Here is a 24,601-nt window from a genome sequence, read left to right as displayed (position 1 = left end):
TATTAAACAGAAATACGAGTAGAAACATAGGAGATGCAACATGAAGGTTTCCCAACTTTTGAATCAGGACAAAGTAACCCTTTCTTTTGAGGTATTCCCGCCCAAGACCAACAGCAGCTATGAGTCTGTCGCACACGCAACGCAGGAAATTGCGGCATTGCGTCCGGACTTTATGAGCGTTACATACGGTGCAGGCGGCGGCACGAGCGAACACACTGTCAACATCGCGGCAGATCTCAAGAAGAAGTATGATGTTACCGTTCTGACCCATCTGACCTGTGTTTCCTCTACCCGTGAGCACGTTGCAGCGATGGTAAAAAAGTATAAGGATGCCGGTATCGAGAACATTCTTGCACTGCGCGGTGATATTCCGGAGGGCGGTGCTCCGCATTCTGACTACCACTATGCCGCTGAGCTGGTACGCGATATCAAGTCGCAGGGCGATTTCTGCGTCGGCGGCGCCTGCTACCCGGAGGGTCACGTTGAGGCAGCCAATAAAACCGAGGATATTCTGCACCTCAAGGAGAAAGTAGACGCAGGCTGTGAGTTTCTGACTACGCAGATGTTCTTTGATAACAACATCATGTACAACTTCCTGTACCGTATCCGAGAAAAGGGCATTACGGTTCCGGTTGTTGCAGGCATTATGCCGGTGACGAATGTCAAGCAGATCAAGCGTATCACTTCCATGTCCGGCACCTACCTGCCCGAACGCTTCAAGGCCATCGTTGACCGTTTCGGTGACAATCCGGCGGCTATGAAGCAGGCAGGCGTTATCTACGCGACCGAGCAGATCATCGACCTGATTGCAAACGGCGTCAACCATATCCATGTTTACTCGATGAACAAGCCGGAAATTGCCGCAGGCATTCAGTCCAGCCTGTCGGAGATTCTCAAGTGATTGAACTGGATAGATCGGAAGCCATTCGCTACATGGGCTATCACGGCACGCAGCCGGATGAGGCAGTGCAGGCCAGCCTGACACGATGCGGTGAAGCACTGCAGCAGGCGGCGGAACCCAAGTCGATCTACCGTGTGTTTCCGCTGCAGCATATTGACGCGCAAACGCTCGAGATCGCAGATGTACAAATTCACAGCAAAAATCTGGCACGTAATCTGCAGGGTTGCAGCGAGGTCTGTCTGATGGCAGCAACGCTCGGCATCGGACCGGATCGCCTGATTGCCCGCGCGTCTGCAGTCCGGATGAGCGACGCGGTGATCTATCAGGCGGCGGCAGCGGCCATGGTCGAGACCTATTGCGATGAGGTCAACGAATGCATCCGGCAGGAAGCCGCTCAGCGCGGCATGTACTGTCGGCCGCGATTCAGCCCCGGCTACGGCGACTTTCCGATCGCACACCAGCGGGATTTCAGCCGCCTGCTGGATACGCCGCGCAAGATTGGCTTGACCGTGACTGAAAGCTGTCTTCTGGCACCTATCAAGTCGGTAACGGCGGTAATCGGTCTGTCTGAAACACCGCAGCCGTGTCACCGCAAGGACTGTGAGGAATGCGGCAAGACGGATTGCGCTTACAGGAGATGAAAAGAATGAAACTGACCGAACGACTGGGAAAAGAATGGATATTTTTCGATGGCGGCATGGGCACCATCCTGCAAGAGCACGGCTTAAAAGCCGGTGAACTGCCGGAAACATGGAACCTGTCCCATCCGGATGAGATTATTGCGCTGAACCGCAGCTACTTTGAAGCCGGCTGTGATGTGGTAAACACCAACACTTTCGGTGCAAATGCCCTCAAATATCCGGATAACCTGCAGGAAATCGTACAAGCTGCAGTTTCGCATGCAAAAACCGCGCGTCAGCAGGCAGGCCGAGAGGATGCCTATATTGCGCTTGACATCGGCCCGACTGGCAAGCTGCTGCAGCCGATGGGCGATCTGCCGTTCGAGCGTGCGGTCGAGCTGTTCGGCGAAACCATCCGTATCGGCGCGAAAGCCGGTGCGGACCTCGTGCTCATTGAGACCATGAGCGACAGCTACGAGGCTAAGGCGGCCGTGTTGGCTGCCAAGGAAAACTGCGATCTGCCGGTGCTCGTAACGCTGATTTTCGACGAAAAAGGCAAGCTGCTGACCGGCGGCACGGTGGATTCCACGGTTGCCATGCTCGAGGGTTTGCGCGTAGACGCGCTCGGCGTTAACTGCGGTCTGGGACCGAAGCAGATGCATCCGATCATCGAACGACTGACGCAGATAAGTTCACTGCCGATCATCGTCAACCCGAATGCCGGTCTGCCGCGCAGCGAAAACGGCAAGACGGTATTCGATATCGCGCCTGCCGAGTTCTCCGACCTGATGGAAGAAATCGCAGGCATGGGCGTACAGGCACTTGGCGGCTGCTGCGGCACTACACCGGAGCATCTGCGGCTGACCATCGAAAAGTGCCGCAAAGTACCGTTCCGACCGCCGGTAGTCAAGCGCCGCACGGTGGTCTCCTCGTTCTCGCAAGCCGTGGAGATCGGGCCGAAGCCGGTTATCATCGGCGAGCGTATCAACCCGACCGGTAAAAGCAAATTCAAGGCAGCTCTGCGCGAGAATAACATCGAGTACATCCTCGGTGAAGGCATGGCGCAGGAGGACAGCGGCGCACATATCCTTGATGTCAACGTCGGTCTGCCTGAAATCGACGAACCCGTGATGATGGAGCGCGTTGTTACGCGTCTGCAGAGTGTTATTGCGCTGCCGCTGCAGATTGACACCTCGGATACCACCGCAATGGAGCGCGGCATGCGCCTGTACAACGGCAAGCCGATGATCAACTCGGTCAGCGGCAAGATGGAGAGCATGGAAGCTGTGTTCCCACTTGTACGTAAGTACGGCGGTGTTGTTGTTGGTCTGGCACTGGATGAAAACGGCATTCCGTCCACGGCAGAGGGCCGCATCCGGATTGCAAAGAAGATTTACGATACAGCGGAGAAATACGGTATTCCGCATGAGGATATCGTGATTGACGGTCTGGCGATGACCATTTCGTCGGACAGCGGTTCGGCTCTCGTAACGCTCGAAACGCTGCGCCGCATTCGCGATGAGCTGCACGGTCACTCCATTCTCGGCGTATCGAACATTTCGTTCGGTCTGCCGCAGCGTGAGATTGTCAACTCGAACTTCTTCACGATGGCGATGCAGAGCGGTCTGTCCTGCGCGATCATCAACCCGAATAACGAGGCGATGATGAGGTCGTACCGTTCCTATCTGGCGCTGGCCAATCTGGATGAGCAGTGCGCAGGCTACATTGCGGCCTACGGCAACCAGCCGACAGCGGCTCCTGCGGCAGCAGGCGGCACGGCGATGCCGCTTGCGGAGAGCATTGAACGCGGCCTGCGCGAGCGCGCTATCGACGCGGCAAAGGAAATGCTGCAGACGGTTCCACCGCTCGAGGTCGTCAATAATGAGCTGATTCCGGCGCTGGACCGCGTCGGCAAGGGTTTCGAGAAGGGCACCGTATTCCTGCCGCAGCTGCTCATGAGCGCAGAAGCGGCCAAAGCGGCTTTTGAGGTCGTAAAGGACGCGATGAAGGGTGAGAGCCAGCAGATCAAGGGCAAAATTATTCTTGCGACCGTCAAGGGAGATATTCACGATATCGGCAAGAATATTGTCAAGGTTCTGCTGGAAAACTACGCCTATCAGGTGCTCGACCTCGGCAAGGACGTTCCGCCCGAGGTGATCGTTGATACCGCTATCAAGGAAGATGTTCCTGTGGTCGGCCTGAGTGCGCTGATGACGACAACGGTTGTCAGCATGGAAGAGACCATTAAACAGCTGCGTGAGAAAAAGCCAGGCACCAAGGTCGTTGTCGGCGGTGCCGTGCTCACGCAGGAATACGCAGATTCCATCGGCGCGGACTGCTACGCGAAGGACGCTATGGCAACCGTGCATTATGCGGATTCCGTATTTGGCGTATAAGATAAGAAAAAGAGACTGTATCACCGATACAGTCTCTTTTTTATGAAATTAAGCGGCGTCTTCGAGTTCTTCAAGCGCCTCCTGTTTGGTGTCGGCAGAGAAAAGAAACGCGCCGGTTCCGTCATATACTTCAATGTGTCCGTTTACATATTCGAGAGTGCAGTTCATCTTGCGCATCCCCTTTCCTTTTGTTGTACATAGTATAACAAAAGGAAAGTACGTTAAACGGTACTTAGTCTATGAATTTGTGAATCTGCTTTTCAAACGCTTCGCAGACCTCCGGCGGGTTTACAATGCGCACATCGCCTTCCAGACTGAACACCCAGGAAAAAAACTGCGGACTGACGACAACATCCACATCCAGATAAAAATGTTCGTTATCCGCCGGAAACAGACGCAGACTGCTGCCGAAGCGGTCGAGCATGACACCGATAAAGCGGTTCAGGCATTTCAGCTTCACGGTTTTCTCCTCGCCGGAGAACATGCCGAATACCTTGCGGGAGTAGGCTGCCGCGTCAAACCGATCGTCGAACAGTTGCTTACCCTCACGAGGCAGGTCGGTCTGCACAAGTGAATCCATCTTATCTACGCGGTAGTGGCGGATTTCACCGGCATCGTGATCGAAGGCAATCAGATAGTAATTTTCATTGTCCCACGTCAGTGCCCACGGACTGACGCGGTAGCGCGCACCATCTCGGCGGTACTGCTTTTGAATGCGCGGACTGGCAGAGAAATTCAGCACCCAGTTGAAATAGCGAAACGTAATCTGGACATCGTTGGATATGGCCGCATGCAGCGCATCAATATTGTAGTAAATCTGCTCATTAAGCGTTTTCACACGTTCGGAAACATACACCTGACGCTGGAGCGTATGTGCTTCATGGTCACTGGTGAGGTGCTCGATTTTGCCGATGAGCTCGTTGGATTTTTTCTCGGTGATAAAGCGGGAGCACTGAATTGCATCCACGAGCAGCTTGAGCTCGGGCAGTTCAAACTCGCGCGACGCGACGTAATAGCCGCCGCCGGTACCTCTCTGACAAATTACATCCAGACCAAAATTCTGGAGTGCTTCGATGTCCGAATAAATGCTTTTGCGCTCAGCGGTAATGCCGCAGCGCTCGAGCGCCGCACGCAGTTCATCTGTGGTGAGTTTATGGTTCTCATCCGTTCGCTGCAGCAGGATTTGGTATAAATACAGCAGCTTCAGCTTTTGATTCGGATTTTTAGACATGGTTAGCCTCCCATTCAGAAAGCGCGTTTTGATACGCCGAAAGCGTGGTTCCATCAAAGCAGATCATGCTTACCTGCTCAATTTCTGCATGAGTTGAAAGATATTCCTCAATCGTACGGATAGCGATTTCAGCGGCACGATTCAGCGGAAAGCGATATACACCGGTGCTGATGGACGGAAACGCCACGGTTTTGCAATTTAATTCAGATGCAATGCGCAGGCAGTTTTGATAGCAGCCTGCCAGCAGTACCGCCTCACCCGCATGTCCACCGCGCCAGATCGGTCCCGGCGTATGAATGACATACCGACATGGCAGACGATATGCTCGTGTTGCTTTGGCTTCGCCAGTCCGACAGCCGCCGAGCGTACGGCATTCCGCCAGCAGCTCCGGTCCTGCCGCTCGATGAATGGCACCGTCCACACCGCCGCCGCCCAGCAGGGACGTGTTGGCAGCGTTTACGATCGCATCTGTCGTGCATTGGGTAATATCTCCGCGCTGAATAAAAATTCGGCTCATCAGCCATGCCCCTTCCATTAAGTTGTTGGCTTTATTATACGTTGTTTTTCCGAAAATTGCAAGTTTGACGCCAATTGCAGAATGCGTTATAATAAATACAGTATCACAGCAGGCGAGGAGAGCGCAGCAATGGACAAGCCGATGAACGAATACGCCGCAGACGCACCGCGCGTTTTGCGGGATTTTTTAACCTATATTTCCACAATACGCGGCAAATCCGCAAAAACCGCACACGAGTATTATCTTGATCTGCGGCTGTTTTTTCGCGTACTCAAGCACAATAAAGGCGCAGTCGATAAAAATCTTCCGCTTGATGAGATCGACATCAGCGACATTGATCTGGATTTTATCCGTGATATCACGCTGTCGGACACCTATGATTATCTGGAATACATGGCGCAGAGCCGCCCAACTCAGCAGAACAGCAACCACACCAATTACGGATTGAGTGTCAACTCGCGTGCACGCAAGGTCTCTGCGATACGCGCATTTTTCCGGTATTTGACCGATAAACAGCATGTTTTAGAGGTCAATCCGGTCAGCGGACTGGAAGCGCCGACTGTCCGTAAATCTCTGCCGACTTATCTTACAACGGACGACAGCGTGCGGCTTCTGGAATCCGTCACCGGCCCGTATGCCGAGCGAGATTACTGCATCCTGACGTTTTTCCTTAACTGCGGCATGCGTGTTTCCGAACTGGTCGGATTGAATCTGACCGACTTCAAGGACGATACCGTGCGCGTGCTCGGTAAGGGCGGCAAGCAGAGGACGGTATTTCTCAACGATGCGTGTCTCGCCGCGCTCGAGCAGTATCTGCCCAAACGCCTGGAGCCGAACGAGCAGGACGCGGACGCGCTGTTTGTCAGCAAAAAGCGCAACCGTATTAACGTACAGACGGTCAAGTGGCTGGTAAAGAAATATATCGGTCAGGCTGGTCTCGATCAGAAAAAATACTCTGCGCACAAGCTGCGTCACACAGCAGCAACGCTCATGTATCAGAACGGCGTGGATATCCGCACGCTGCAAAGCATTCTTGGTCACTCGAGTGTGGATACGACCATGATCTACACCCACATCGAGAACGAAAACATGCGTGAAGCTGCGGCAAGAAATCCGCTGGCGGAAATCCGGCCGAACGGTGAGCGTGTGCCTGTAAAACAGCCGAAAAACAGCGATAAGTAACAAAAAGAGCGCGTTGCAAAATAGTGCGTAAGAAAAGACGAGTAAGTTCCCTCGAAAGGGAGTGCTTACTCGTCTTTTTGCTTTATGATTAAGGTGTGAAACAAAATCAAACCACCCATTTCCGAAAACAGGCACAGGGACGAAATGCCTTATGCAGCCTTTCGTCCCTGCGCTCTTTGCGGACCTGTTCTGCAACAGCCCCTTTGTTTTTTATTACAGCTGCAGCTCTATCGCGGCATCGCAGTACGGACAGCGGTCACCAACTTTGCCGTGCAGCGGTACATACAGCTCGCTTCGCGTAATGCACTTGTGATTGGAGCAGCGGATGCCGGGATCTGCACCGATTTCATGATGACCGGCACGCTCGAACGGCAGCTTGGACAGCGTCAGCAGCAGTGCCATACGGCCGAACATGCCGAATCGTGCCTGGCGGAAGTAGACCGCACGCGGATCATCATCCACGTCCTGTGCAATCTCATCAACACGCGGCAGCGGATGAAGCACCAGCATGTCCTTCTTGGCGCGCTTCATCTTCTCAGCAGTCAGCTGATAATTGCCTTCAAGGTTTGTGTACTCCTCTGCCGTGACAAAGCGCTCGCGCTGAATGCGGGTCATGTACAGCACATCCAACTCGGGAAGAACTTCATCAATGCTGTTTACCTCGCAGAACGGCATATTGTTGTCTTTCAGGAATTTTACCATATAGTCCGGCAGCTTGAGTGCATCAGGTGCGATCAGATAAAACTGTACATTATGATACCGCTGCAGAAAATGCAGCAGAGAATGCACGGTACGGCCGTACTTCAAATCACCGCACAGACCAATCTTCATATCGTCAGCAGAGCCGCGCATACGCAGAATGGTAATCATATCGGCAAGCGTCTGGGTCGGGTGCAGATGACCGCCGTCGCCGGCATTGATGACAGGCACAGACGAGTACATTGACGCTACCTTGGCTGCGCCCTCTCGCGGGTTGCGCATGACGATCATATCCGCATAGCTGGATACCATGTTGATAGTATCCTTGAGTGTTTCGCCCTTAGACGCAGAAGTGGCGTTCGGATCGGAAAAACCGACAACACTGCCGCCCAGTCTCATCATTGCGGTGGAAAACGACAGGTTGGTACGGGTAGAAGGTTCATAAAACAGGCTGCCCAGCACCTTGCCGCGGCAGGCATCTACATAGCCCTCCGGTCGGTCGATAATATTGCTGACCAGCTTGTACAGATCGGAAAATTCCTTTTCCGTTAAATCACATAAATCAATGATATGGCGCATGCAAACTCCATTCCTTTCTACGGTACAGTCGCCCTATTCGTTATTTGTCACTGTTAATGATAGCACAAATGAAGGCGAAAGAAAAGAGTTATTTGCACATTGCGTCGATTGGATCGAGAGCGGCCGCACGAACCGCCGGGAGCAGTCCGGCAGCGGCTCCGCTGAGTGTGGAAAGTATCAGCAATCCGGCAAATACGCGGCCTTCCGGCAGGAGCAGTGCTGCTCCGAAGTGCAGCAGCGCACCTGCGGCTGCCAGACCGACGATTCCGCCGAACAGGCACAGCAGCACAGCCTGCAGGAGAAATGTCCGGCGAATATCATGCGGCTGTGCGCCGAGCGCCAGCAGAATGCCGATCTCCCCTGTTTTCTCGTGAGCGGCAGCCAGCATGCTTCCCATAACACCGATGAGCGCGACAAACAGTGTTACCGCACCGACGGCGGCAAACAGGCCGATTCCCATTTCGGCAAGCTGCTGTACAGTCTGCACCGCACCCGACATATTCTGTACATGCACGCCGCGCACCTGCTGTCGATCGGTCAGGTACTTTTCGATCTGAGAGCTGACCGAAGCAGTATCTGTCTGCGAAATGCACTGCACGAACACTTGATCCGTGCGTTCGGTTTGCGACGCGATACACGCATACGGCACATAGACCAGATGCGGCGCAACCGCCGACAGCATTCCGCCGAATGCCCCCGTCTGCGCCCGCACAATACCGCATACCGTGAAATACCGGTCGGTGCCGTTTACCTTTAGCCGAATCTGCCGTCCGGTGATATTTGTCCGTCCGTACAGCGTTTGCGCCAGATCATCGCCGACCACGGCGACCGGCTCAGCGTTTGCGCTCTGCCATGCGTTCGGCAGCGAGCCTGCCAGCAGCTCCAGCTGCATGACCTCACCGAGCCGTTCGTCCGTACCAAGGAACACCGCGTGTTCGGTCGTGTGTCCGACGCGCACGATGCCGCTCTGCGCCTTGATCGGCATCAGCGTGCGAATGCCGTCCACATCCTGCTCTATCTCATCCGCCAGTGCTGCCGAGAGTATCGTTCCCGCGCGTCCGCTTTCCGTGTACACCGATAAACCGCTGATGCCGAGTGTCTGCAAACCGACGTCCACCTGTTTTCGCCCATACAGACCAATGGAAAGGATAAGCAGCAGTGCACCGCTTCCAACCGCAACAGAAAGCGCGCAAAGTGCCGTCCGCAGCGGACTTTCCCGCAGATTATGCGCTGCCAGTGATAGAATATCCCGCAGTCTCATGTCTGTACCTCCACCGGATCACCGTCAGTCAATTCATCGGGCGGCGACAGAACGACCAATACACCTGTCGGCAAGCCGTCTGTAATTTCAACCGTATCCTCGAGCAGATAGCCAGTCTGTACCGCGCACTGCACGGCATGGCCGTCCTGCACGCAGAATACAAACTCTTGTTCTCCGCGCTGGCAAATTGCTTCATATGGTACAACCGCAGCATCGTCTCGATGGTCTGTGAACACCTTAACGGTCGCAGAATAACCGGGGCGCAGATTTTCGGTTGAGCCGTTCAAATCGAGCAGCACCTCAACGGTTGCTTCGGCATCTTCGTTTGTCAGACTAAAGGTTTTCACAGCCGCAGGAGCAATTGCGGTTAATTCGGCGTGAAAGGTGCCGTCCACTGCCGAAAATGTGATGTTAGCGCGCTGCCCGACAGCAAGCTCTCCTACATATAGCTCGGGAGACTGCGCACGCACGCGCAGCTTATCCGGATTCGTAATTTGTATGCACGGCATATCGGCCGATACACTCTCGCCCGCCTGCGGAACAGTCAGCACAGTACCGTCCATCGGCGCATACAGCGCGTGAGCGTCCTCGGCGGTGACAGTGTTCACCGTGCCGGAAATTGCAAACACGCTCTGTGCGGTCTGCCAGTAATCCGCAGCTGTTTGCGATCTGCCGATATCAGTCAGCGTGCACAGAATATCACCCTTCTGCACGGTGTCGCCTGTTGCGGCATACACTGCACTTACTACACCATTTTTCGCCGGACAAACCGCTGTGCTCTCTGCGGACTCGACCGTACCGAAAATCGTCACACTATTGTAGATATCCTGCGTTTCGGCGGCCGCTGTGCGTACCAAAACCGCCTCCGGCGGACGGTGCTTCCACGACCAGAACAGCATTGCCGTCAGCACACCTGCCGTCGTAAGCAGCACCGCGCGGATCTTATTCTCCAAATGCAAAACCTCCCCTGACGCAAACTGAGTTTAGTCTGCGGAGAGGAGGTGAAAATTATGCTTACAATACGGCACGAATCGCGTCACCGACGGTTTTCGCACGCACGATATTCATTTTCTGCAGCAGGTCCTCGTCCACATCCTGCATGGGCATGATGCAGGTGTGGAAACCAAGACGGTATGCCTCATTGATACGCTGTCCCGGATTGGACACCGCACGCAGCTCGCCGGTCAGGCCGACCTCGCCGAAGCTCATGACGCCTTCCGGCAGCGGCTTGTCCCGAAAGCTGGATGCGATTGCCAGCACCATCGGCAAATCCACAGCAGGCTCGTCCAGCCGCATGCCGCCGACAACGTTGACGTACACATCGCTCGACGACAGAAACAGCCCGCAGCGTTTTTCCAGAATGGCGAGCAGCAGCACCATGCGGTTGTAGTCCACGCCGGCAGCGGTGCGGCGCGGCACACCAAACTGCGTTTTCGCAGCAAGCGCCTGCACCTCGGCGAGCAGAGGACGGCTGCCCTCCATCACGCAGGCAATGCAGTTGCCGGACGCACCCTGCGGATGACCGGCCAGCATAGCCGCAGACGGATTCTGCACCTCGAGCAAACCGTGATCGCTCATTTCAAACACGCCGATTTCATTGGTTGAGCCGTAGCGGTTTTTCGCCGCACGCAGACAGCGGAACGGACCTGCAGATTCCCCCTCGAAATACAGCACGCAGTCCACCATGTGCTCAAGGATTTTTGGGCCTGCCAGCGTACCCTCTTTGTTGACATGACCAACAATAAAAATCGTCACGTTGCGATTCTTCGCGTACTGCATCAGACTCATCGCACATTCCTTGATCTGGGTCGTACCGCCGGGAGCGGCAGTTAAATCGCGCTTATAGACCGTCTGGATAGAGTCCACGATCAGAATATCCGGCTCGAGCAGCTCGGTTTCGTTGATGATCTGCTCCATGTCGGTCTCGGCAAGGATGTACAGCTCGGGTGAAGAAATGTGCAGGCGTGCCGCACGAATTTTGATCTGCTTGAGCGATTCCTCGCCCGAAACATAGAGCACGCGGGCATTTTTGCACATTTCCTGACACATTTGCAGCAGCAGCGTGGATTTGCCGATGCCCGGCTCACCGCCGACCAGCACAAACGAGCCGTGTACAGCGCCGCCGCCGAGAACGCGGTCGAGTTCACCGATTCCAGAATGGAACCGGCTTTCGTCTCCGGTATCAATATCCTTGAGCAGAGTCGGTCTCGATTCGCCGCGCTGAAATGTATTCGTGCCGCGTGCCGCCGAAACCGGCTTCTCCTTGAATTCGCTCATGGTGTTCCATGCGCCGCAGGACGGACATTTGCCGTACCATTTCGGACTTTCATATCCGCAGTCACCGCACAGAAAAACTGTCTTTTGTTTCATATTTCCTCCGTTACATACCGCTCTGGCTGCGTAAATATCCGCAGATCACGGCGGCAGCAAGTTGTTTGTGATAGGCTTCGTCCCGCAGCCGCGCTTCTTCGGCCGGATTGGACAGAAAGCCGCATTCGATGATAACCGCCGGGCAGTCCAGCTTTTTCATCAGATAGATGGCGCTGTCTGCCTGTTTAGCCTTGCGATGATTCAATGGGTCGCAGCCGTCAATCAGGCACTGCTGTATCTGCTCGGCCAGCGGCTTGCCCTGCACATTTCCTGTCGAGTAAAACACCTGGGCGCCGTGGTACTGCGCGTCGCTGAATTTATTCAGGTGAATGCTCAGGAACACCGGTGACGGAATGCTGTTTACCAGCTTTTCCCGTGCCTTGATATCTGCGATTTTGTTCTCGCGCACCGTGCGGGAAGGATTGTAATCAAGTGCATTTTCATCCGGCCGCGTCATAGCAGTCGGCACACCGAAGAAATTCGCCAGCACTTGCACCCGTTTTGCAATGCTCAAATTGATATCCTGCTCGGCGGTTCCATCCGCGCCGACCGCGCCGCCGTCGAAGCCGCCGTGTCCGGCATCAATGACGAGCGTGGTTTGAGCGTTCCCTGCCGTCTGCATTGCACGGGTTTTCTGCTCCATGCCAAAGCACAGCACCAGCGCCAGTGCCGCCGCGGCGCAAACGCCGCATTTCAGCCGTCTCTCCATCTCCGCACCTCCGTATCACACAAATATGCGAAAAAGGCGGAACTTATGCGTTTACTTGGGCGCGTTCAGCACAGCATCTGCACCGGTTTTGTCCAGTGTGCTGATGATAACAGGCTCTGCCGTCATGCCGTCCAGCGTGAAGGCTGCGGAAACACTCTGCCTGCGAATCGTACCGCCGCTGACCGACTGCGTTACCGTGGTCGGCTGCAGCCGGACGGCTTCGTCTAAATCACCCATTGCACTTTCGACCGACCAGAGCAGTTCGGTGTACGCGTTCGGCGTATCGGCACAGATAATGGTCCAGCTGCCTGCACGCTGGCTCAGCGAATCGACACATACCAGCGGTACGCGGCCATACATCGCGGCAAGGCCCTCCTGCTCAGCGGCAGTCACCAGCTCTGCCGACCATGAGCCGTTCAATTTGTGATACAGCGCACCGTCCGACAGATAACTCTGCGTCAGCAGCTGCTTATCCGATGTATTCGGCGCGGAAAGCGTCATTTTGCGGTCGGTGAGCAGTTCGTTCTTCTCGCGGTCGAACACGGTGGTCTCGCTCGTCTGCACCTGCATGGCCGTCCTGCCGTCATGGGTCACAGCCGCCGGAGACGCAAACTCGCTGTTGACCGAGTAATGCAGCAGAGCATCCATACCGGCGGTTTCCTCGCGGTACTGCGCGTAGGTCGAAAACAGATTCTGATACGATTTCGCGTCCGCTTCGGTTATCGCGTTTTCGCTGACAAGCTGATCGAGCAGCGTGCCTTCACTGTTCTTCGGCGAAACGGATAGCACCGTGTAGCTTGCCGCTGCAGCATCGTCCCGCAGGAAATTCTGCACGTTGATGATACCGGTGTCGTAAATACCCTGCTCACGAGCAGTCTCTATTGCGTTCGCATAGCTGAAATCCGCCGTATCCGAGTAGCCGAGCGCACGCAGCAGGAAGGTCGCGTACATCTGCGCGGTGCACTTGCCTGTCGGATTGAAGGTCGTCCGGCTCGTGCCGTTCACCAGACCGTTGTTGTACAGATACTGCACATACGGCTTTTCCCATCCCTTGAGATCGGTAAACGGTGCAGTATACGTCAGCGTCTTGACCTCAGCCTCCTTGCCGAGCAGCCGCACCAGCATGACAGCCGCTTCCGCTCTGGTCGGCGTGCGGTCAAGATCGTAGCCATTCTGCGTGCCCTGAAACAGACCCATTTCGTGCAGCGAATCCGCACAATTCGTATAATTTGCCGCAAAGGCCGAAGCGGTCAGCATGGCAGCGGCAGCCGCGCCAACACAGACAGCGCGTAACCATTTATTCATAGCCCTATCCTCCTGAACTGATATTGCCGATAAAAATACAGTATAAGTATAGCACAAAGTCATGTGTTTTCCAACAACAAAACGGATATACTACTCGCAGAAGGAGTGTATCCAATATGACGAATATTCAAAAATGCGGCGTGATCGGCGTGGGCTTTGTCGGCGCGACCTGTGCGTACACATTGGCGGTTTCCGGACTATTCTCCGATCTGGTACTCGTGGATATGAACCGCGGCAAGGCTATCGGTGAAGCTGCGGACATCAATCATGGTGTGGCGTTCAGCAAGCCGTGCCGCGTCATGGCCGGAGACTATGCTGACCTCGCCGAATGCGGTCTTATCATCATTGCGGCAGGCGCAAACCAGAAGCCCGGCGAAAGCCGTTTGGAGCTGCTCGGACGAAATAAAGGCATCCTGTCCTCCATTATTGCACAGCTTACGGAAGTCAATCGTGAGGCGATCCTGTTGGTTGTGTCCAATCCGGTCGATGTGCTGACCTGTCTGGCGCAGCAGCTGAGCGGCTTCCCTGCCGGACGTGTGCTCGGTTCCGGTACCGTGCTGGATACTGCGCGGCTCAAGTATCTGCTCGGGCAGCGGCTTGGCGTGGACAGCCGCAACGTGCATGCGTTTATCATCGGCGAGCACGGCGACAGCGAGCTGGCGGTATGGTCGAGCGCTAACATCTCCGGTGCCGATCTGGACGATTACTGCCGCATTGCAGGCATCACCGAGCCTGCAGACGAGCTTTCCCGCATTTACGAGCATGTGCGCGATGCGGCTTACCAGATTATCGACAGCAAAGGCGCCACCTATTACGGTATCGGCATGGCGGTGCGGCGTATCGCGGAAGCCATTGTACGCAATGAGCATTCCGTGCTGCCGGTCACCTCTATGATTCACGGACACTACGGCGTGGACGGTATTTGTCTGGGTGTGCCGACTATCGTCGGCCGAAACGGCGCGGAAGCTGTGCTGGATATTCCGCTCTCCGAGGAAGAACTGGCACAGCTGCAGCGTTCCGCGAACACAATGCGCGAAATGATCGACAAGCTGGACGGATAACACAAAAGGGACAGAGCCAATGCTCTGTCCCCTGTTCTATATGCGTATTTTTAGAAGTCGAGGTTTACCATAACGTCGGAAACATCCGGCTTCTCTGCGATCAGGCCCTGATCGTACATCCAGTCAATATTTTCCTGCCAGCACTGCTCAGTCTGAGAGAGGAACTTCGCGTCCTCGGTCTCCATGAGCGGCAGCAGCGTCTCACAGGACTTCTTCTCTACATCCGGGTCGAGTGCAAAGTTTGCCTCATCCTGATTGTCGAGCAGAACCTGCAGAACATCGTCGGTATTGCTCTTGAAGTCCTCAAAGCCCTTGCTGCAAGCGCGCAGGAAGCCCTTCAGCGTATCGGAATTGTTCGCAATCATATCATCGCTTGCGAGGAAAATACCTTCGTAATACTTCGGCACACCGTAATCATCCGGGAAGAAGTAATTGACCTCGAAGCCTTCCTTCTCCATCTGCGGTACCTCGTGGTTGACCAGACAGCCGATGGTTGCATCAACATTGCCAGTGGTCATCGAGCTCATCAGGTCGAAGCCAACGTCAACCATGTTCACGCTGTTCGGATCGGCGCCGTTGGACTGCATGATGCTGCGGACCAGTGCCTCGGAAAGCTCGGTGCCTGCGTAGCCGACTGTTTTGCCCTCGAGATCCTGCGGCTTGGTGATGTTCTTGTCCTTGAGCGACAGGATGATGTTCAGCGGACCCTGAACCACTGCACCAATGGACTTGATCGGCACATTCTGCTCTGCGCGAGCCTGAATCACATCCTGCTGATAGTACAGACCGATGTCTGCCTTGCCGGCGGCAACCATGCTCATGGCATCGTTTACGCCTGCCGGAGACTGGATATCCACATCCAGACCTTCCTCGGCGAAGTACCCCTTCTCCTGCGCTTCATACAGGAATGCGTGCAGAGCATTCGGATACCAGTCGAGCACAACGGTCAGGTGCTGCAGATCATCGCTGCCGCTGTTTGCCGCATCAGACTGTGCGGCGTTCTGTGCGCCGCAGCCGGTCAGCAGCATGGTGCCTGCTGCCAGAAGTGCAAGAATACGCTTTTTCATATGTAATTTTCTCCTTATGTCAGAACAAAAATTTCGTTTTCTTAAAATTGTGTTATCAAGATTATAAACTGCTGCGCCAGGTGATGATCTTCTTTTCCAGCCAGCTTACAATACCTACTGCGATCATCGCAACCACGCTCAGCAGTACGATCGGTGCAAACACGCCTGCGCCATCCAGCTGCGTCATCATGCGGCGGCTGAAATAGCCAAGACCCGCCTGTGCGCCCAGCCACTCACCGATAGCAGCGCCGATGATCGACATCGGGATCGCCATTTTGAGCGCCGAGAAAAAGTACGGCAGCGCTGCCGGAATTTTCAGCTTGAGGAAAATTTCCTTCTTGCCTGCGCCGAAGGTCTTGAGCATATCGACCATATCGGTCTTCGCCGAGCGGAAGCCGTCAAACACGGTCATCGCGATCGGGAAAAACGTGATGAGCACGGTAACGAGCACTTTGCTCCAGATCGTGTAGCCGAACCAGAGCACAAACAGCGGCGCAAGTGCAGTCGTCGGAATGGTCTGTGAAGCGACGATGAGCGGGTACAGCATTTTCTCCGCCGACGGACTCGCGTCCATTACGATGGCGAGCAGCAGACCGAGCGCGATCGAGATCGCAAGGCCGACTCCGGTACACAGCATGGTGGCCGGCAGATGTGCGGTGAACAGCGGTTTGCGCAGCTCCCACAGGCGCACAAGCACCTGTGTCGGCGACGGCAGAATGTAGGCCGCATTCATGCCCATGGCTATGCACTGCCAGACGATGAGCAGCGCGAACATAAAGATCAGTGCGGGCAGATTTGCATTCTTTTTCATGCCTGCACCTCTTTTCTGAGCAGAGAAATCAGATTTTCTCTCAGCTCGAGCATCTTCGGATCGGTCAGGCACGCACGCGTGCGCGGATACGGCGCAGGCACTTCAAACGAGTGCAGCTTGCGAATCGGCGTATCCTCCACGACCAGAACACGGCCGGACAGGAAAATAGCCTCCTCTACATCGTGAGTGATGAACAGGACGGTCTTGCTGTCCTGCTCCCACTGGTCGAGCAGCCACTCCTGCATAGTGATGCGCGTGAGAAAGTCGAGCGCGGAAAACGGCTCATCGAGCAGCAGCAGTTCCGAGCCGGTCAGCAGCGTACGCGCGAATGCCGCACGCTGACGCATACCGCCGGAAAGCTCCTCCGGGCGCTTGTCGCCCCAGCCAGCCAGACCGACGTGCTCGAGCGTTTCTGCGGCACGCTTGTCCATCTCCGCGCGGGAAATGCCGCCGCGAATCTCCATCGGCAGACGCAGGTTTTCGTTCACCGTGCGCCACGGAAACAGCAGGTCGCGCTGCGGCATGTAGCCGCAGTAGCCGCGCCGTCCGTCGATGCTCTTGCCGTCCACCAGAATTTCACCGCTCCTGCGCGGCAGAAGCTGGTTGGTCAGGCGGAAAATCGTGGATTTACCGCAGCCGGACGGCCCGATGACCGACACGAATTCTCCCTTCTCGAGATGGAAGGATAGACCGTCGATGATGTTAAAATCCTCACTGTCGTACTGAAAAACGACATTGCGAAACTCCAGCATGGCTTACATCGCCTCGTTCCAGGCCATGTCCCAGAACATGCCCTCGTAGCGCGAGCATGCGACGAAAATATCGGTCAGACGCGCAAGCTGCGGCTCGGTATATCCCTCACTCAGGCGCTCCATATAAGCGACCAGCTTGCGGTTTTCTGCCGCATAGTCCTCGGATGCGTAGCCCTGTACCCACTCACCGTAGAACTCATGCTGATCGGCGTTCGGGTAGTTGGCCACAATCCATTTAGCGATATACTCATAGCTGAGTGCACACGAAAGCACAGCCGCCATGATCTCTGCAGGGCCTTCCTCGGCCGCAACAGCGCGCATGTATGAGGTGTAAGACTCGTTATTCAGCGATGGCTTGACGCGCTCTGCATCCTCCTCGGTGATGCCGAGACGGCCCATGTAGCCGCGGTGAATATTCATCTCGCCGCCGAGAATATTCGCCACCGAGGTTGCGAACACGCGCATGATCTCGGGATCACGGGACTTGACAACGCCCTGCGCGAATACCTTTGCGTAATCAAACAGATAAACATAATCCTGCAGAAGATAAAAACGAAATTTTTGAATGTCGAGGCTGCCGTCGGCAATACCGTGGACAAACGGATGGTTCAGATAGCCTTCCCAGATGTCCTGCGTTGCGGCAAGCAGTCTTTCGGTGGTTTTGTTGTTCAAGGTGGTACCCCCAATGAAAGTATGTTGATGATTTTCCTAAGACTGACGGCAAAATTCTGCCGGCAGCACTTTTCCTGCTTACAGAATCTGCAAACAGAGGTTCGGCGTCAGCTCGTCCGCGTTCAGCAGACTTACCGCGTCGATCAGGCGCGTACGAAAGGAAGCGGTGCCCTCCATCTCTTTACGCACACGCGCCTCGGCTGTTTCTCCGCAATGCTTCATCACCTCCGATGCCGTGACTGCGGCTTCTAACAATGTATCTGGATTCGCACCGCAGTATACGCCGGTCAGCGAAGTGAGCATACAGCCCGCGCCGGTGATCCGCTGCAGATACGCACTGCCACCGCGCACCACTGCGGTACGGGTTCCATCGGTAATTACATCCATCGCGCCGGTGAGCATGACGACAGCTCCGGTCCGGCGGCTGAACGACCGCAGCCACGCTGCGGATTCCTGTAAATTGTCCTCGGTCACGCTGTCGAGCGCACTGGCTTCCACGCCGGTTTCCTGCTCGGCTCCTGCGGCGAGCGCCCGCACCTCGGATGCATTGCCGCGAATGACCGAAACAAGATTTTCGCTCAACAGGCGGGAACACATTTCACGCCGGAGCGTGCTGGCACCGGCGGCTACCGGATCGAGTACGACCGGATTGCCGTTTCGCCTGGCAATCTTGGCTGCACGCAGCATGGCCTCCTGTGCGCGGACAGCACCCATGTTGAGTACGAGTGCCTGCGCGTGCGAGGTAATCTCCTCGACCTCGCGCTCATCCTGCGCCATAATGGCCGTGCCGCCTGCCGCAAGGATGATATTCGCGCAGTCATTGATGGTAACATTATTAGTGATGGAATGCACCATCGGTGTGCGGTTCTGCGTGTTTTCGAGAACGGCTTTAATAGTGTCGATCAATGCTTAGCACCTTCCAGTGTGCTGAGAACGTGCGTGCGCTTGAGGGCGCTCAGCATCAGAACAGAAATCGCCGCACCTACCGCAGTGGACACGAGGAAGGACGGCACAAAGGTGAACAGAGCTGCCTTGGTATTGCCCATCACGAATGCGGCAATCGGGTAGGAAGCCAGACCGCCGAGAATGCCGGTGCCGAATACCTCACCAACGTAAGCGACCGGCAGCTTCGGGCAGGCCTTGTAGGCCAGACCGCACAGCAGCGCACCGATCATCGAGCCGGGAAACGCCAGCAGACTTCCCAGACCCAGCACATTGCGAATCAGTGCTGCTGCAAAGCCCATGCCAAGTGCGTACCACGGGCCCAACAGAACGGCGCCGAGCACATTTACCATATGCTGCACCGGCGAGCACTTCGCGCCAAGCACCGGTATAGAAAACAGGCTGCCAACGACCGCAACTGCGACGAGAACGCCTGCAATGGTCAGTTTACGGATAGAATTCTTTTTCATTGTCTTTCACTCCTCCGAAAAAATACGGCAAAAATGGTTAAGCGGACCGCAGCCATGCCCCAGACCGGGTGCATGACGGATAGCGTCGGTGACGTACTCTTTAGACAGCTTTACCGCCTCGGGCACACTGTGGCCGAGCGCCAGATTGGATGCGATCGCAGAGGACAGCGTGCAGCCCGTGCCGTGCGTGCTGGTGGTGTTGATCTGCTCAATCTCAATACGGTGACAGGTCTCGCCGTCAAACAGTACATCCACCGCACCTGCGATGTTCTTGCCGCCCTTGACGAGCACGTTCCTGCAGCCTTTGGCATAGATGCGGCGTGCTGCCTCCTCCATGTCCTCCGGCGTGCGGATTTCCATATCTGCCAGATACTGCGCCTCCGGTACGTTCGGAGTCAGCACCTCAGCAAACGGCAGCACGGTCTCAATAAGTGTGCCGACAGACGCCGGATCCATCAGCGGATCACCGTTTTTGGCGAACATCACCGGATCAATCACGATGTGCGCCGGCTTGTACTGTGCCAGCTTGCCGGCTACCGCCTTCATGCACTCCGGCGAGGACAGCATGCCGATTTTAACCGCATCCGGCACGATGTCTTCAAACACCGCGTCAATCTGCTCCTCGATCATCCGGGGACTGATGTCCTGAATGTCGATCACGCGTGCGGTGTTTTCCGCTACGACTGATACGATAACGCTCATGCCGAACACGCCGTGTGCCGCCATGGTTTTCAGATCGGCCTGTACACCTGCACCACCGGAGCAGTCCGAACCGGCAATGGTAAGCACTGTTTTCATTCCTGTTCCCTCCAATTTTATCATCGCTGCCGGGAAAATAAAAAACGCCTCGTTTTCACCCTGCGGCAAAACCGAAGCACTCAATCCCAGCAATGCGACAGCTTCCCTACAATGGCATTAACCAACAGGTTCAAAAGGTTGGGTTTCTCGCCCTCTCAGCCGCTCATCACAGCACCCTTGCTTGTCTTTTATATGATATCAGTATAAGCCGTGTAAAATGCATTTGTCAAGTATAGAATCTTGCTGTATATGATACGCCGTTAAAAAATAAACAAATTTTTATTTATCAATACTGCCGGATTTGCAGGTGTTGCCAAAATTGCATTTTTCGTCTCCTGTCCGGTTGACAAACGGCAAAAAGAGGTCTATTATACGAATCGTTCAGTAGCCAAATGCTTTGAACAGGACATGACGTATCCGTATCACCGCTCACAGAAAGCCGTCGGTCGTGCAAGACGGCAGCAAGGCACGGGTTCGCTATCCCCTGCGAGCAGCTTCGATCAAAGGCAATGCCGAGTAGTCGAGGCCGGATATCCACCGTTAACAGGAAAAGCCCTCCGGAAGAATGCGGTACCGGGCGGCAATGAGAGGTCGGCAGCGTACTGTCGGCAAGCAAAGTGGTAACGCGGAAGTAAATACAGCAATAGCAATGTATATGCCTTCGTCTTTGCAGGATCATCTTCGTGATCCTCCTGCATGGACGAAGGCTTTTTTGCGTACCTTTGGCTGCGGAATCGCAAATCATTTCAAGAAAGAGACGAAAAAACATGAACACACTTGTAATCGTGCTGATCGCGGCTGTTGTTCTGTTCGGCGCGTACGTTTTCTACGGACGCTGGCTGGCGAACAAATGGGGTATCGACCCGAAAGCCAAGACGCCTGCCGTTGAATTTAATGACGGCAAGGACTTTGTGCCGACCAACGGCTGGACGGTATTCAGTCACCAGTTCTCCTCCATCGCGGGCGCAGGCCCTGTAACCGGCGCAATTCAGGCTGCGGCGTTCGGCTGGCTGCCGGTACTGCTGTGGGTGCTGATCGGCGGCGTATTCTTCGGCGCGGTAGCCGACTTCGGCGCGCTGTACGCTTCGGTTAAGAACAAGGGCAAGTCGATGGGTATGCTGATTGAGAAGTACATCGGCAAAACCGGCCGCAAGCTGTTCCTGATTTTCTCGTGGATCTTCTGCTGCATCGTTGTTGCGGCATTCGCAGATATGGTTGCGGGCACATTCAACGCCTACACTGTCACTGACGCTGGCGTTACCGAGCTGGCTGCTGCCGCAACCACTAACGGTGCGGCAGGCATGATCTCCATCATGTTTATGGTATTCGCGGTTGTGCTCGGCCTTATCCAGAAAAAGTTTAACCTGACCGGCTGGAAAGAAGCAGTTGTCGGCATTGTGTGCATCGTTGCCTCCTTTGCAATCGGCATGAACTGCCCGCTTATCTTCGGCAAGGCAGCATGGAGCTATATCACCTTCGTTTATATCTTCTTCGCCGCTGTCCTTCCGATGTGGCTGCTCAAGCAGCCGCGCGACTACATGACCACCTTCATGTTCATCTGCATGATCGCAGGCGCAGTCGTCGGTCTGGTTGTTGCACATCCGACTATGAACCTGCCGGTATTCACCGGTTTTACCAATGAGAAGCTCGGCACGATGTTCCCGATCCTGTTTGTAACCGTTGCATGCGGTGCGGTTTCCGGTTTCCACAGTCTGGTTTCCTCGGGTACGTCCTCCAAGACCATCGAGAACGAAAAGGACATGCCCAAGGTTGGCTATGGCGCAATGGTGCTGGAAAGCCTGCTGGCTGTTCTGGCACTGTGCGTTGCCGGTGCTGCTGCAGCAGCTGACGGTACGCCGGCAGCGGGCACGCCGTTCCAGGTATTCAGCAGCGGTGTCGCAGGCTTCTTCGAGATGTTCGGCGTTCCGGTTTATGTTGCTACTGCATTTATGACCATGTGTGTTTCCGCACTGGCGCTGACCAGTCTGGACGCGGTTGCGCGTATCGGCCGTATGAGCTTTCAGGAGCTGTTCTCCGTCGATGACATGGAGCATGCCGAGGGCTGGCGCAAGCTGTTCTGCAACGTATATTTCTCCACGGTTATCACGCTGGCATTTGGTTTCCTGCTCACCAAGATCGGCTATGCCAATATCTGGCCGCTGTTCGGTTCGGCCAACCAGCTGCTGAGCGCTCTGGTGCTTATCACGCTCTGCGTATTCCTCAAGGTTACTGGCCGCAGCAACAAGATGATCTTCCCGCCGCTGATCATCATGCTGTGTGTTACCTTCACCGCGCTGGTGCAGCGTTTCCTTGCTATGGTAAAGGCGATCTCTGCTGCCGCCTCAACGGCTATTCCGGCCGGTGAGACCACCTGGGGAGCGGTATTCATCGCAAACGGTCTGCAGCTTATCCTTGCGGTACTGCTGATCGTACTCGGTCTGACGATCGTTATCCACTCGTTCAAGAGCTATGCCAAGAGCGAGAGAAACAGTGAGAACGCGTAAAGCCGATTCTCCATATAACAAAAACGGCTTCGAAAAACCGAAGCCGCGAGACTATCGAAAAACCCGGTTGCAGCCTAATCGCAACCGGGTTTCTTGATAGGAAAAATTCACGGAGTAATTACAGATTACTCATTCCTGATTATTCTTAAGGCAACACCGCACAATTAAAGCTGTTCGCGGATCAGTGCACCCATCTCCGAGGTGGACAGCACCTTCTCGTCCTTTGCGGCGATGTCTGCGGTGCGGTGGCCTGCGTTGAGGACATTCTCAACAGCGGTTTCGATGGCGTCTGCCTCATCCTTGAGGCCGAAGGAATAGCGCAGCATCATCGCGCAGGACAGGATGGTAGCAATCGGGTTTGCAATGCCCTTGCCTGCAATATCCGGCGCGGAGCCGTGGATCGGCTCATACATACCCTTTCCGCTCTCGTTCATGGAAGCGGACGGCAGCATACCGATAGAGCCGGTGATCATGGAAGCCTCATCGGACAGAATATCGCCGAACAGGTTGCCGGTTACGATAACATCGAACTGACCCGGATTGCGGACAAGCTGCATCGCGCAGTTGTCAACGTACATATCCGTGTACTCGACCTCCGGGTACTCGTCCTTGATGCGGTGCATGGTTTCGCGCCATACGCGGCTGGTTTCGAGCACATTTGCCTTGTCTACCGAGCAGACCTTCTTATTGCGCTTCATCGCCATCTCAAAAGCACGGCGGCCGATGCGCTCTACCTCATAAACCGAGTAGTTCATGTCGTCCGCGCCGGTCTCGCCCCAGCCCTTGTCGCTCTCGCGGCGATAGTGCTTGCCGAAGTAAACGTCGCCGGTCAGCTCACGGCAAACGAGAATGTCGAAGCCGTCACCAATAATCTCAGGCTTGATCGGGCACGCATCCGCAAGTGCCTTGTGCATCTGCGCCGGGCGCAGGTTGACGAACAGACCCAGTGCGGCGCGCAGACCGAGCAGTGCCTTCTCCGGACGCTTTGCACTCGGCACATCGTCCCACTTCGGACCGCCGACTGCACCGAGCAGAACGGAATCCGCATTCTTGCAGATCTCGATGGTTTCATCGGTCAGCGGGATGCCGTTCTTGTCGATCGAGCAGCCGCCTGCGAGGACCTCCTGAAAACCAAACTTGTGGCCGAACTTCTCGCCGACCTTATCGAGCACGAGCATAGCCTCGGATACGATTTCCGGGCCGATGCCGTCACCCTTGACAACAGCAATATTGTATTCCATGGGATTATGCCTCTCTCTCCTTGAGCGACTTGAGCAGGCCGCCCGCCTTGATGATATTCTGGATAAACGGCGGGAATGCAGCTGCCTGCCAGCTCTCGCCCTTGGTAACGTCGGTGATCACGCCGGTGTCGAAGTTGACCTCTACCTCGTCGCCTGCGTCGATGCCGTTGGCCGCTGCCTCGCACTCGAGGATGGGCAGACCGATATTGATAGCGTTGCGGTAGAAGATACGCGCGAACGAGGACGCGATAACGCAGGAAACGCCGTTCTCGCGGAGAACAAGCGGTGCGTGCTCACGGGAGGAGCCGCAGCCGAAGTTGCGGGTCGCGACAACGATGTCGCCCGGGTGCATATTCTTGACGAAATCCGCGTCGATGTCCTCCATTGCGTGGGTGGACAGCTCCTTCGGGTCTGCAATATTCAGATAACGTGCGGGGATGATAACGTCGGTATCGACATTATCGCCGTACTTGAAAACCTTGCCTTTTGCGTTCATGGTATGTGTTTCCTCCC

General features: G+C 55.3%; 23 protein-coding genes. 6 read left to right on the top strand and 17 right to left on the bottom strand.

What is annotated here, in order from left to right:
* The first annotated feature begins 40 nt into the window (after positions 1-40).
* The 3 genes from metF to DW724_RS08630 are packed head-to-tail and all read left to right on the top strand — an operon-like array spanning position 41 to position 3,917.
* Positions 41-901, top strand: coding sequence for a methylenetetrahydrofolate reductase [NAD(P)H] (gene metF, locus DW724_RS08640; RefSeq protein ID WP_118359370.1), 861 nt, complete (start codon positions 41-43; stop codon positions 899-901).
* On the top strand, positions 898-1,542 hold the full coding sequence (locus DW724_RS08635) for a vitamin B12 dependent-methionine synthase activation domain-containing protein (RefSeq protein WP_118761203.1): 645 nt from the start codon (positions 898-900) through the stop codon (positions 1,540-1,542). Before metF ends, DW724_RS08635 begins: the two co-directional genes overlap by 4 nt.
* A gap of 5 nt (positions 1,543-1,547) precedes the next feature.
* Positions 1,548-3,917: a homocysteine S-methyltransferase family protein gene (locus DW724_RS08630; RefSeq protein ID WP_118761202.1), complete on the top strand. Its 2,370-nt coding sequence runs from the start codon at positions 1,548-1,550 to the stop codon at positions 3,915-3,917.
* A 232-nt stretch (positions 3,918-4,149) separates the two neighbouring features.
* On the opposite strand, the gene DW724_RS08625 is transcribed toward DW724_RS08630, so the two are convergent.
* Together DW724_RS08625 and DW724_RS08620 are read right to left on the bottom strand one after the other, a co-directional pair.
* Complete coding sequence (locus DW724_RS08625) at positions 4,150-5,148, bottom strand: helix-turn-helix transcriptional regulator (protein ID WP_118729867.1); 999 nt, start codon at positions 5,146-5,148, stop codon at positions 4,150-4,152.
* Entirely contained in the window at positions 5,141-5,665 is a 525-nt protein-coding gene (locus DW724_RS08620) for an O-acetyl-ADP-ribose deacetylase (RefSeq protein ID WP_117488070.1), read from the bottom strand. Before DW724_RS08620 ends, DW724_RS08625 begins: the two co-directional genes overlap by 8 nt.
* Before the next feature lie 129 nt (positions 5,666-5,794).
* On the opposite strand from DW724_RS08620, the gene DW724_RS08615 reads away from it, so the two are divergent.
* Positions 5,795-6,847, top strand: coding sequence for a tyrosine recombinase XerC (locus tag DW724_RS08615; RefSeq protein ID WP_118761201.1), 1,053 nt, complete (start codon positions 5,795-5,797; stop codon positions 6,845-6,847).
* Between the two features lie 213 nt (positions 6,848-7,060).
* Here DW724_RS08615 and pyrB read toward each other — a convergent pair whose 3' ends face one another.
* The 6 genes from pyrB to DW724_RS08585 form a co-directional block, all read right to left on the bottom strand.
* Entirely contained in the window at positions 7,061-8,125 is a 1,065-nt protein-coding gene (pyrB, locus tag DW724_RS08610) for an aspartate carbamoyltransferase (RefSeq protein ID WP_118761200.1), read from the bottom strand.
* A gap of 88 nt (positions 8,126-8,213) precedes the next feature.
* Positions 8,214-9,386, bottom strand: coding sequence for an ABC transporter permease (locus DW724_RS08605; RefSeq protein ID WP_118761199.1), 1,173 nt, complete (start codon positions 9,384-9,386; stop codon positions 8,214-8,216).
* The gene (locus DW724_RS08600) at positions 9,383-10,339 is read right to left on the bottom strand and encodes an efflux RND transporter periplasmic adaptor subunit (protein ID WP_118761198.1); all 957 of its coding nucleotides are present in this window, start codon (positions 10,337-10,339) and stop codon (positions 9,383-9,385) included. The genes DW724_RS08605 and DW724_RS08600 overlap by 4 nt, the downstream gene beginning before the upstream one ends.
* A gap of 61 nt (positions 10,340-10,400) precedes the next feature.
* Positions 10,401-11,756 carry a DNA repair protein RadA gene (gene radA, locus DW724_RS08595; protein ID WP_110436803.1) on the bottom strand — a complete coding sequence of 452 codons (1,356 nt, stop codon included), beginning with the start codon at positions 11,754-11,756 and terminating at the stop codon, positions 10,401-10,403.
* A gap of 10 nt (positions 11,757-11,766) precedes the next feature.
* Entirely contained in the window at positions 11,767-12,465 is a 699-nt protein-coding gene (locus DW724_RS08590; RefSeq protein WP_118645519.1) for an N-acetylmuramoyl-L-alanine amidase, read from the bottom strand.
* Between the two features lie 51 nt (positions 12,466-12,516).
* A complete protein-coding gene (locus tag DW724_RS08585) occupies positions 12,517-13,770 on the bottom strand; it encodes an S-layer homology domain-containing protein (RefSeq protein ID WP_158580244.1) in 1,254 nt (417 codons plus the stop codon).
* Between the two features lie 116 nt (positions 13,771-13,886).
* On the opposite strand from DW724_RS08585, the gene DW724_RS08580 reads away from it, so the two are divergent.
* Positions 13,887-14,831, top strand: coding sequence for an L-lactate dehydrogenase (locus DW724_RS08580; RefSeq protein ID WP_118761196.1), 945 nt, complete (start codon positions 13,887-13,889; stop codon positions 14,829-14,831).
* Positions 14,832-14,881: 50 nt separating this feature from the next.
* Here the strand turns inward: DW724_RS08580 and DW724_RS08575 are convergent, their stop codons facing one another.
* The 7 genes from DW724_RS08575 to thiD form a co-directional block, all read right to left on the bottom strand.
* The gene (locus tag DW724_RS08575; protein WP_118761195.1) at positions 14,882-15,898 is read right to left on the bottom strand and encodes an ABC transporter substrate-binding protein; all 1,017 of its coding nucleotides are present in this window, start codon (positions 15,896-15,898) and stop codon (positions 14,882-14,884) included.
* Between the two features lie 61 nt (positions 15,899-15,959).
* A complete protein-coding gene (locus DW724_RS08570) occupies positions 15,960-16,709 on the bottom strand; it encodes an ABC transporter permease (protein ID WP_110436808.1) in 750 nt (249 codons plus the stop codon).
* Complete coding sequence (locus DW724_RS08565) at positions 16,706-17,461, bottom strand: ABC transporter ATP-binding protein (protein WP_117752007.1); 756 nt, start codon at positions 17,459-17,461, stop codon at positions 16,706-16,708. Before DW724_RS08565 ends, DW724_RS08570 begins: the two co-directional genes overlap by 4 nt.
* Before the next feature lie 3 nt (positions 17,462-17,464).
* A complete protein-coding gene (gene tenA, locus DW724_RS08560) occupies positions 17,465-18,133 on the bottom strand; it encodes a thiaminase II (RefSeq protein ID WP_118761194.1) in 669 nt (222 codons plus the stop codon).
* A 78-nt stretch (positions 18,134-18,211) separates the two neighbouring features.
* Positions 18,212-19,039, bottom strand: coding sequence for a hydroxyethylthiazole kinase (gene thiM / locus DW724_RS08555; protein WP_243105713.1), 828 nt, complete (start codon positions 19,037-19,039; stop codon positions 18,212-18,214).
* Positions 19,036-19,545, bottom strand: coding sequence for an energy coupling factor transporter S component ThiW (gene thiW / locus DW724_RS08550; protein WP_118761193.1), 510 nt, complete (start codon positions 19,543-19,545; stop codon positions 19,036-19,038). Before thiW ends, thiM begins: the two co-directional genes overlap by 4 nt.
* 6 nt (positions 19,546-19,551) lie before the next feature.
* Positions 19,552-20,343 carry a bifunctional hydroxymethylpyrimidine kinase/phosphomethylpyrimidine kinase gene (gene thiD, locus DW724_RS08545; protein ID WP_116704919.1) on the bottom strand — a complete coding sequence of 264 codons (792 nt, stop codon included), beginning with the start codon at positions 20,341-20,343 and terminating at the stop codon, positions 19,552-19,554.
* A gap of 767 nt (positions 20,344-21,110) precedes the next feature.
* On the opposite strand from thiD, the gene DW724_RS08540 reads away from it, so the two are divergent.
* Entirely contained in the window at positions 21,111-22,847 is a 1,737-nt protein-coding gene (locus tag DW724_RS08540) for a carbon starvation CstA family protein (protein ID WP_110436811.1), read from the top strand.
* Positions 22,848-23,011: 164 nt separating this feature from the next.
* Here DW724_RS08540 and leuB read toward each other — a convergent pair whose 3' ends face one another.
* Together leuB and DW724_RS08530 are read right to left on the bottom strand one after the other, a co-directional pair.
* The gene (gene leuB, locus DW724_RS08535; protein ID WP_118761192.1) at positions 23,012-24,088 is read right to left on the bottom strand and encodes a 3-isopropylmalate dehydrogenase; all 1,077 of its coding nucleotides are present in this window, start codon (positions 24,086-24,088) and stop codon (positions 23,012-23,014) included.
* A gap of 4 nt (positions 24,089-24,092) precedes the next feature.
* Positions 24,093-24,584 carry a 3-isopropylmalate dehydratase small subunit gene (locus DW724_RS08530; RefSeq protein WP_117488093.1) on the bottom strand — a complete coding sequence of 164 codons (492 nt, stop codon included), beginning with the start codon at positions 24,582-24,584 and terminating at the stop codon, positions 24,093-24,095.
* Between the last annotated feature and the right edge of the window lie 17 nt (positions 24,585-24,601).

Source organism: Butyricicoccus sp. AM27-36 (genome assembly GCF_003480945.1).
Taxonomy (GTDB): domain Bacteria; phylum Bacillota; class Clostridia; order Oscillospirales; family Butyricicoccaceae; genus Agathobaculum; species Agathobaculum butyriciproducens.
Note: the sequence above shows the minus strand (reverse complement) of the source record. Positions and strands in the feature narration are given on the sequence as shown.

Excerpts from the sequence above, each read along its gene's own strand:
- metF (WP_118359370.1), top strand. The coding sequence starts at position 41 with ATGAAGGTTTCCCAACTTTTGAATCAGGACAAAGTAACCCTTTCTTTT.
- DW724_RS08630 (WP_118761202.1), top strand. The coding sequence starts at position 1,548 with ATGAAACTGACCGAACGACTGGGAAAAGAATGGATATTTTTCGATGGC.
- DW724_RS08625 (WP_118729867.1), bottom strand. The coding sequence starts at position 5,148 with ATGTCTAAAAATCCGAATCAAAAGCTGAAGCTGCTGTATTTATACCAA.
- DW724_RS08620 (WP_117488070.1), bottom strand. The coding sequence starts at position 5,665 with ATGAGCCGAATTTTTATTCAGCGCGGAGATATTACCCAATGCACGACA.
- DW724_RS08615 (WP_118761201.1), top strand. The coding sequence starts at position 5,795 with ATGGACAAGCCGATGAACGAATACGCCGCAGACGCACCGCGCGTTTTG.
- pyrB (WP_118761200.1), bottom strand. The coding sequence starts at position 8,125 with ATGCGCCATATCATTGATTTATGTGATTTAACGGAAAAGGAATTTTCC.
- DW724_RS08605 (WP_118761199.1), bottom strand. The coding sequence starts at position 9,386 with ATGAGACTGCGGGATATTCTATCACTGGCAGCGCATAATCTGCGGGAA.
- radA (WP_110436803.1), bottom strand. The coding sequence starts at position 11,756 with ATGAAACAAAAGACAGTTTTTCTGTGCGGTGACTGCGGATATGAAAGT.
- DW724_RS08590 (WP_118645519.1), bottom strand. The coding sequence starts at position 12,465 with ATGGAGAGACGGCTGAAATGCGGCGTTTGCGCCGCGGCGGCACTGGCG.
- DW724_RS08585 (WP_158580244.1), bottom strand. The coding sequence starts at position 13,770 with ATGAATAAATGGTTACGCGCTGTCTGTGTTGGCGCGGCTGCCGCTGCC.
- DW724_RS08580 (WP_118761196.1), top strand. The coding sequence starts at position 13,887 with ATGACGAATATTCAAAAATGCGGCGTGATCGGCGTGGGCTTTGTCGGC.
- DW724_RS08575 (WP_118761195.1), bottom strand. The coding sequence starts at position 15,898 with ATGAAAAAGCGTATTCTTGCACTTCTGGCAGCAGGCACCATGCTGCTG.
- DW724_RS08570 (WP_110436808.1), bottom strand. The coding sequence starts at position 16,709 with ATGAAAAAGAATGCAAATCTGCCCGCACTGATCTTTATGTTCGCGCTG.
- DW724_RS08565 (WP_117752007.1), bottom strand. The coding sequence starts at position 17,461 with ATGCTGGAGTTTCGCAATGTCGTTTTTCAGTACGACAGTGAGGATTTT.
- thiW (WP_118761193.1), bottom strand. The coding sequence starts at position 19,545 with ATGAAAAAGAATTCTATCCGTAAACTGACCATTGCAGGCGTTCTCGTC.
- thiD (WP_116704919.1), bottom strand. The coding sequence starts at position 20,343 with ATGAAAACAGTGCTTACCATTGCCGGTTCGGACTGCTCCGGTGGTGCA.
- DW724_RS08540 (WP_110436811.1), top strand. The coding sequence starts at position 21,111 with ATGAACACACTTGTAATCGTGCTGATCGCGGCTGTTGTTCTGTTCGGC.
- leuB (WP_118761192.1), bottom strand. The coding sequence starts at position 24,088 with ATGGAATACAATATTGCTGTTGTCAAGGGTGACGGCATCGGCCCGGAA.
- DW724_RS08530 (WP_117488093.1), bottom strand. The coding sequence starts at position 24,584 with ATGAACGCAAAAGGCAAGGTTTTCAAGTACGGCGATAATGTCGATACC.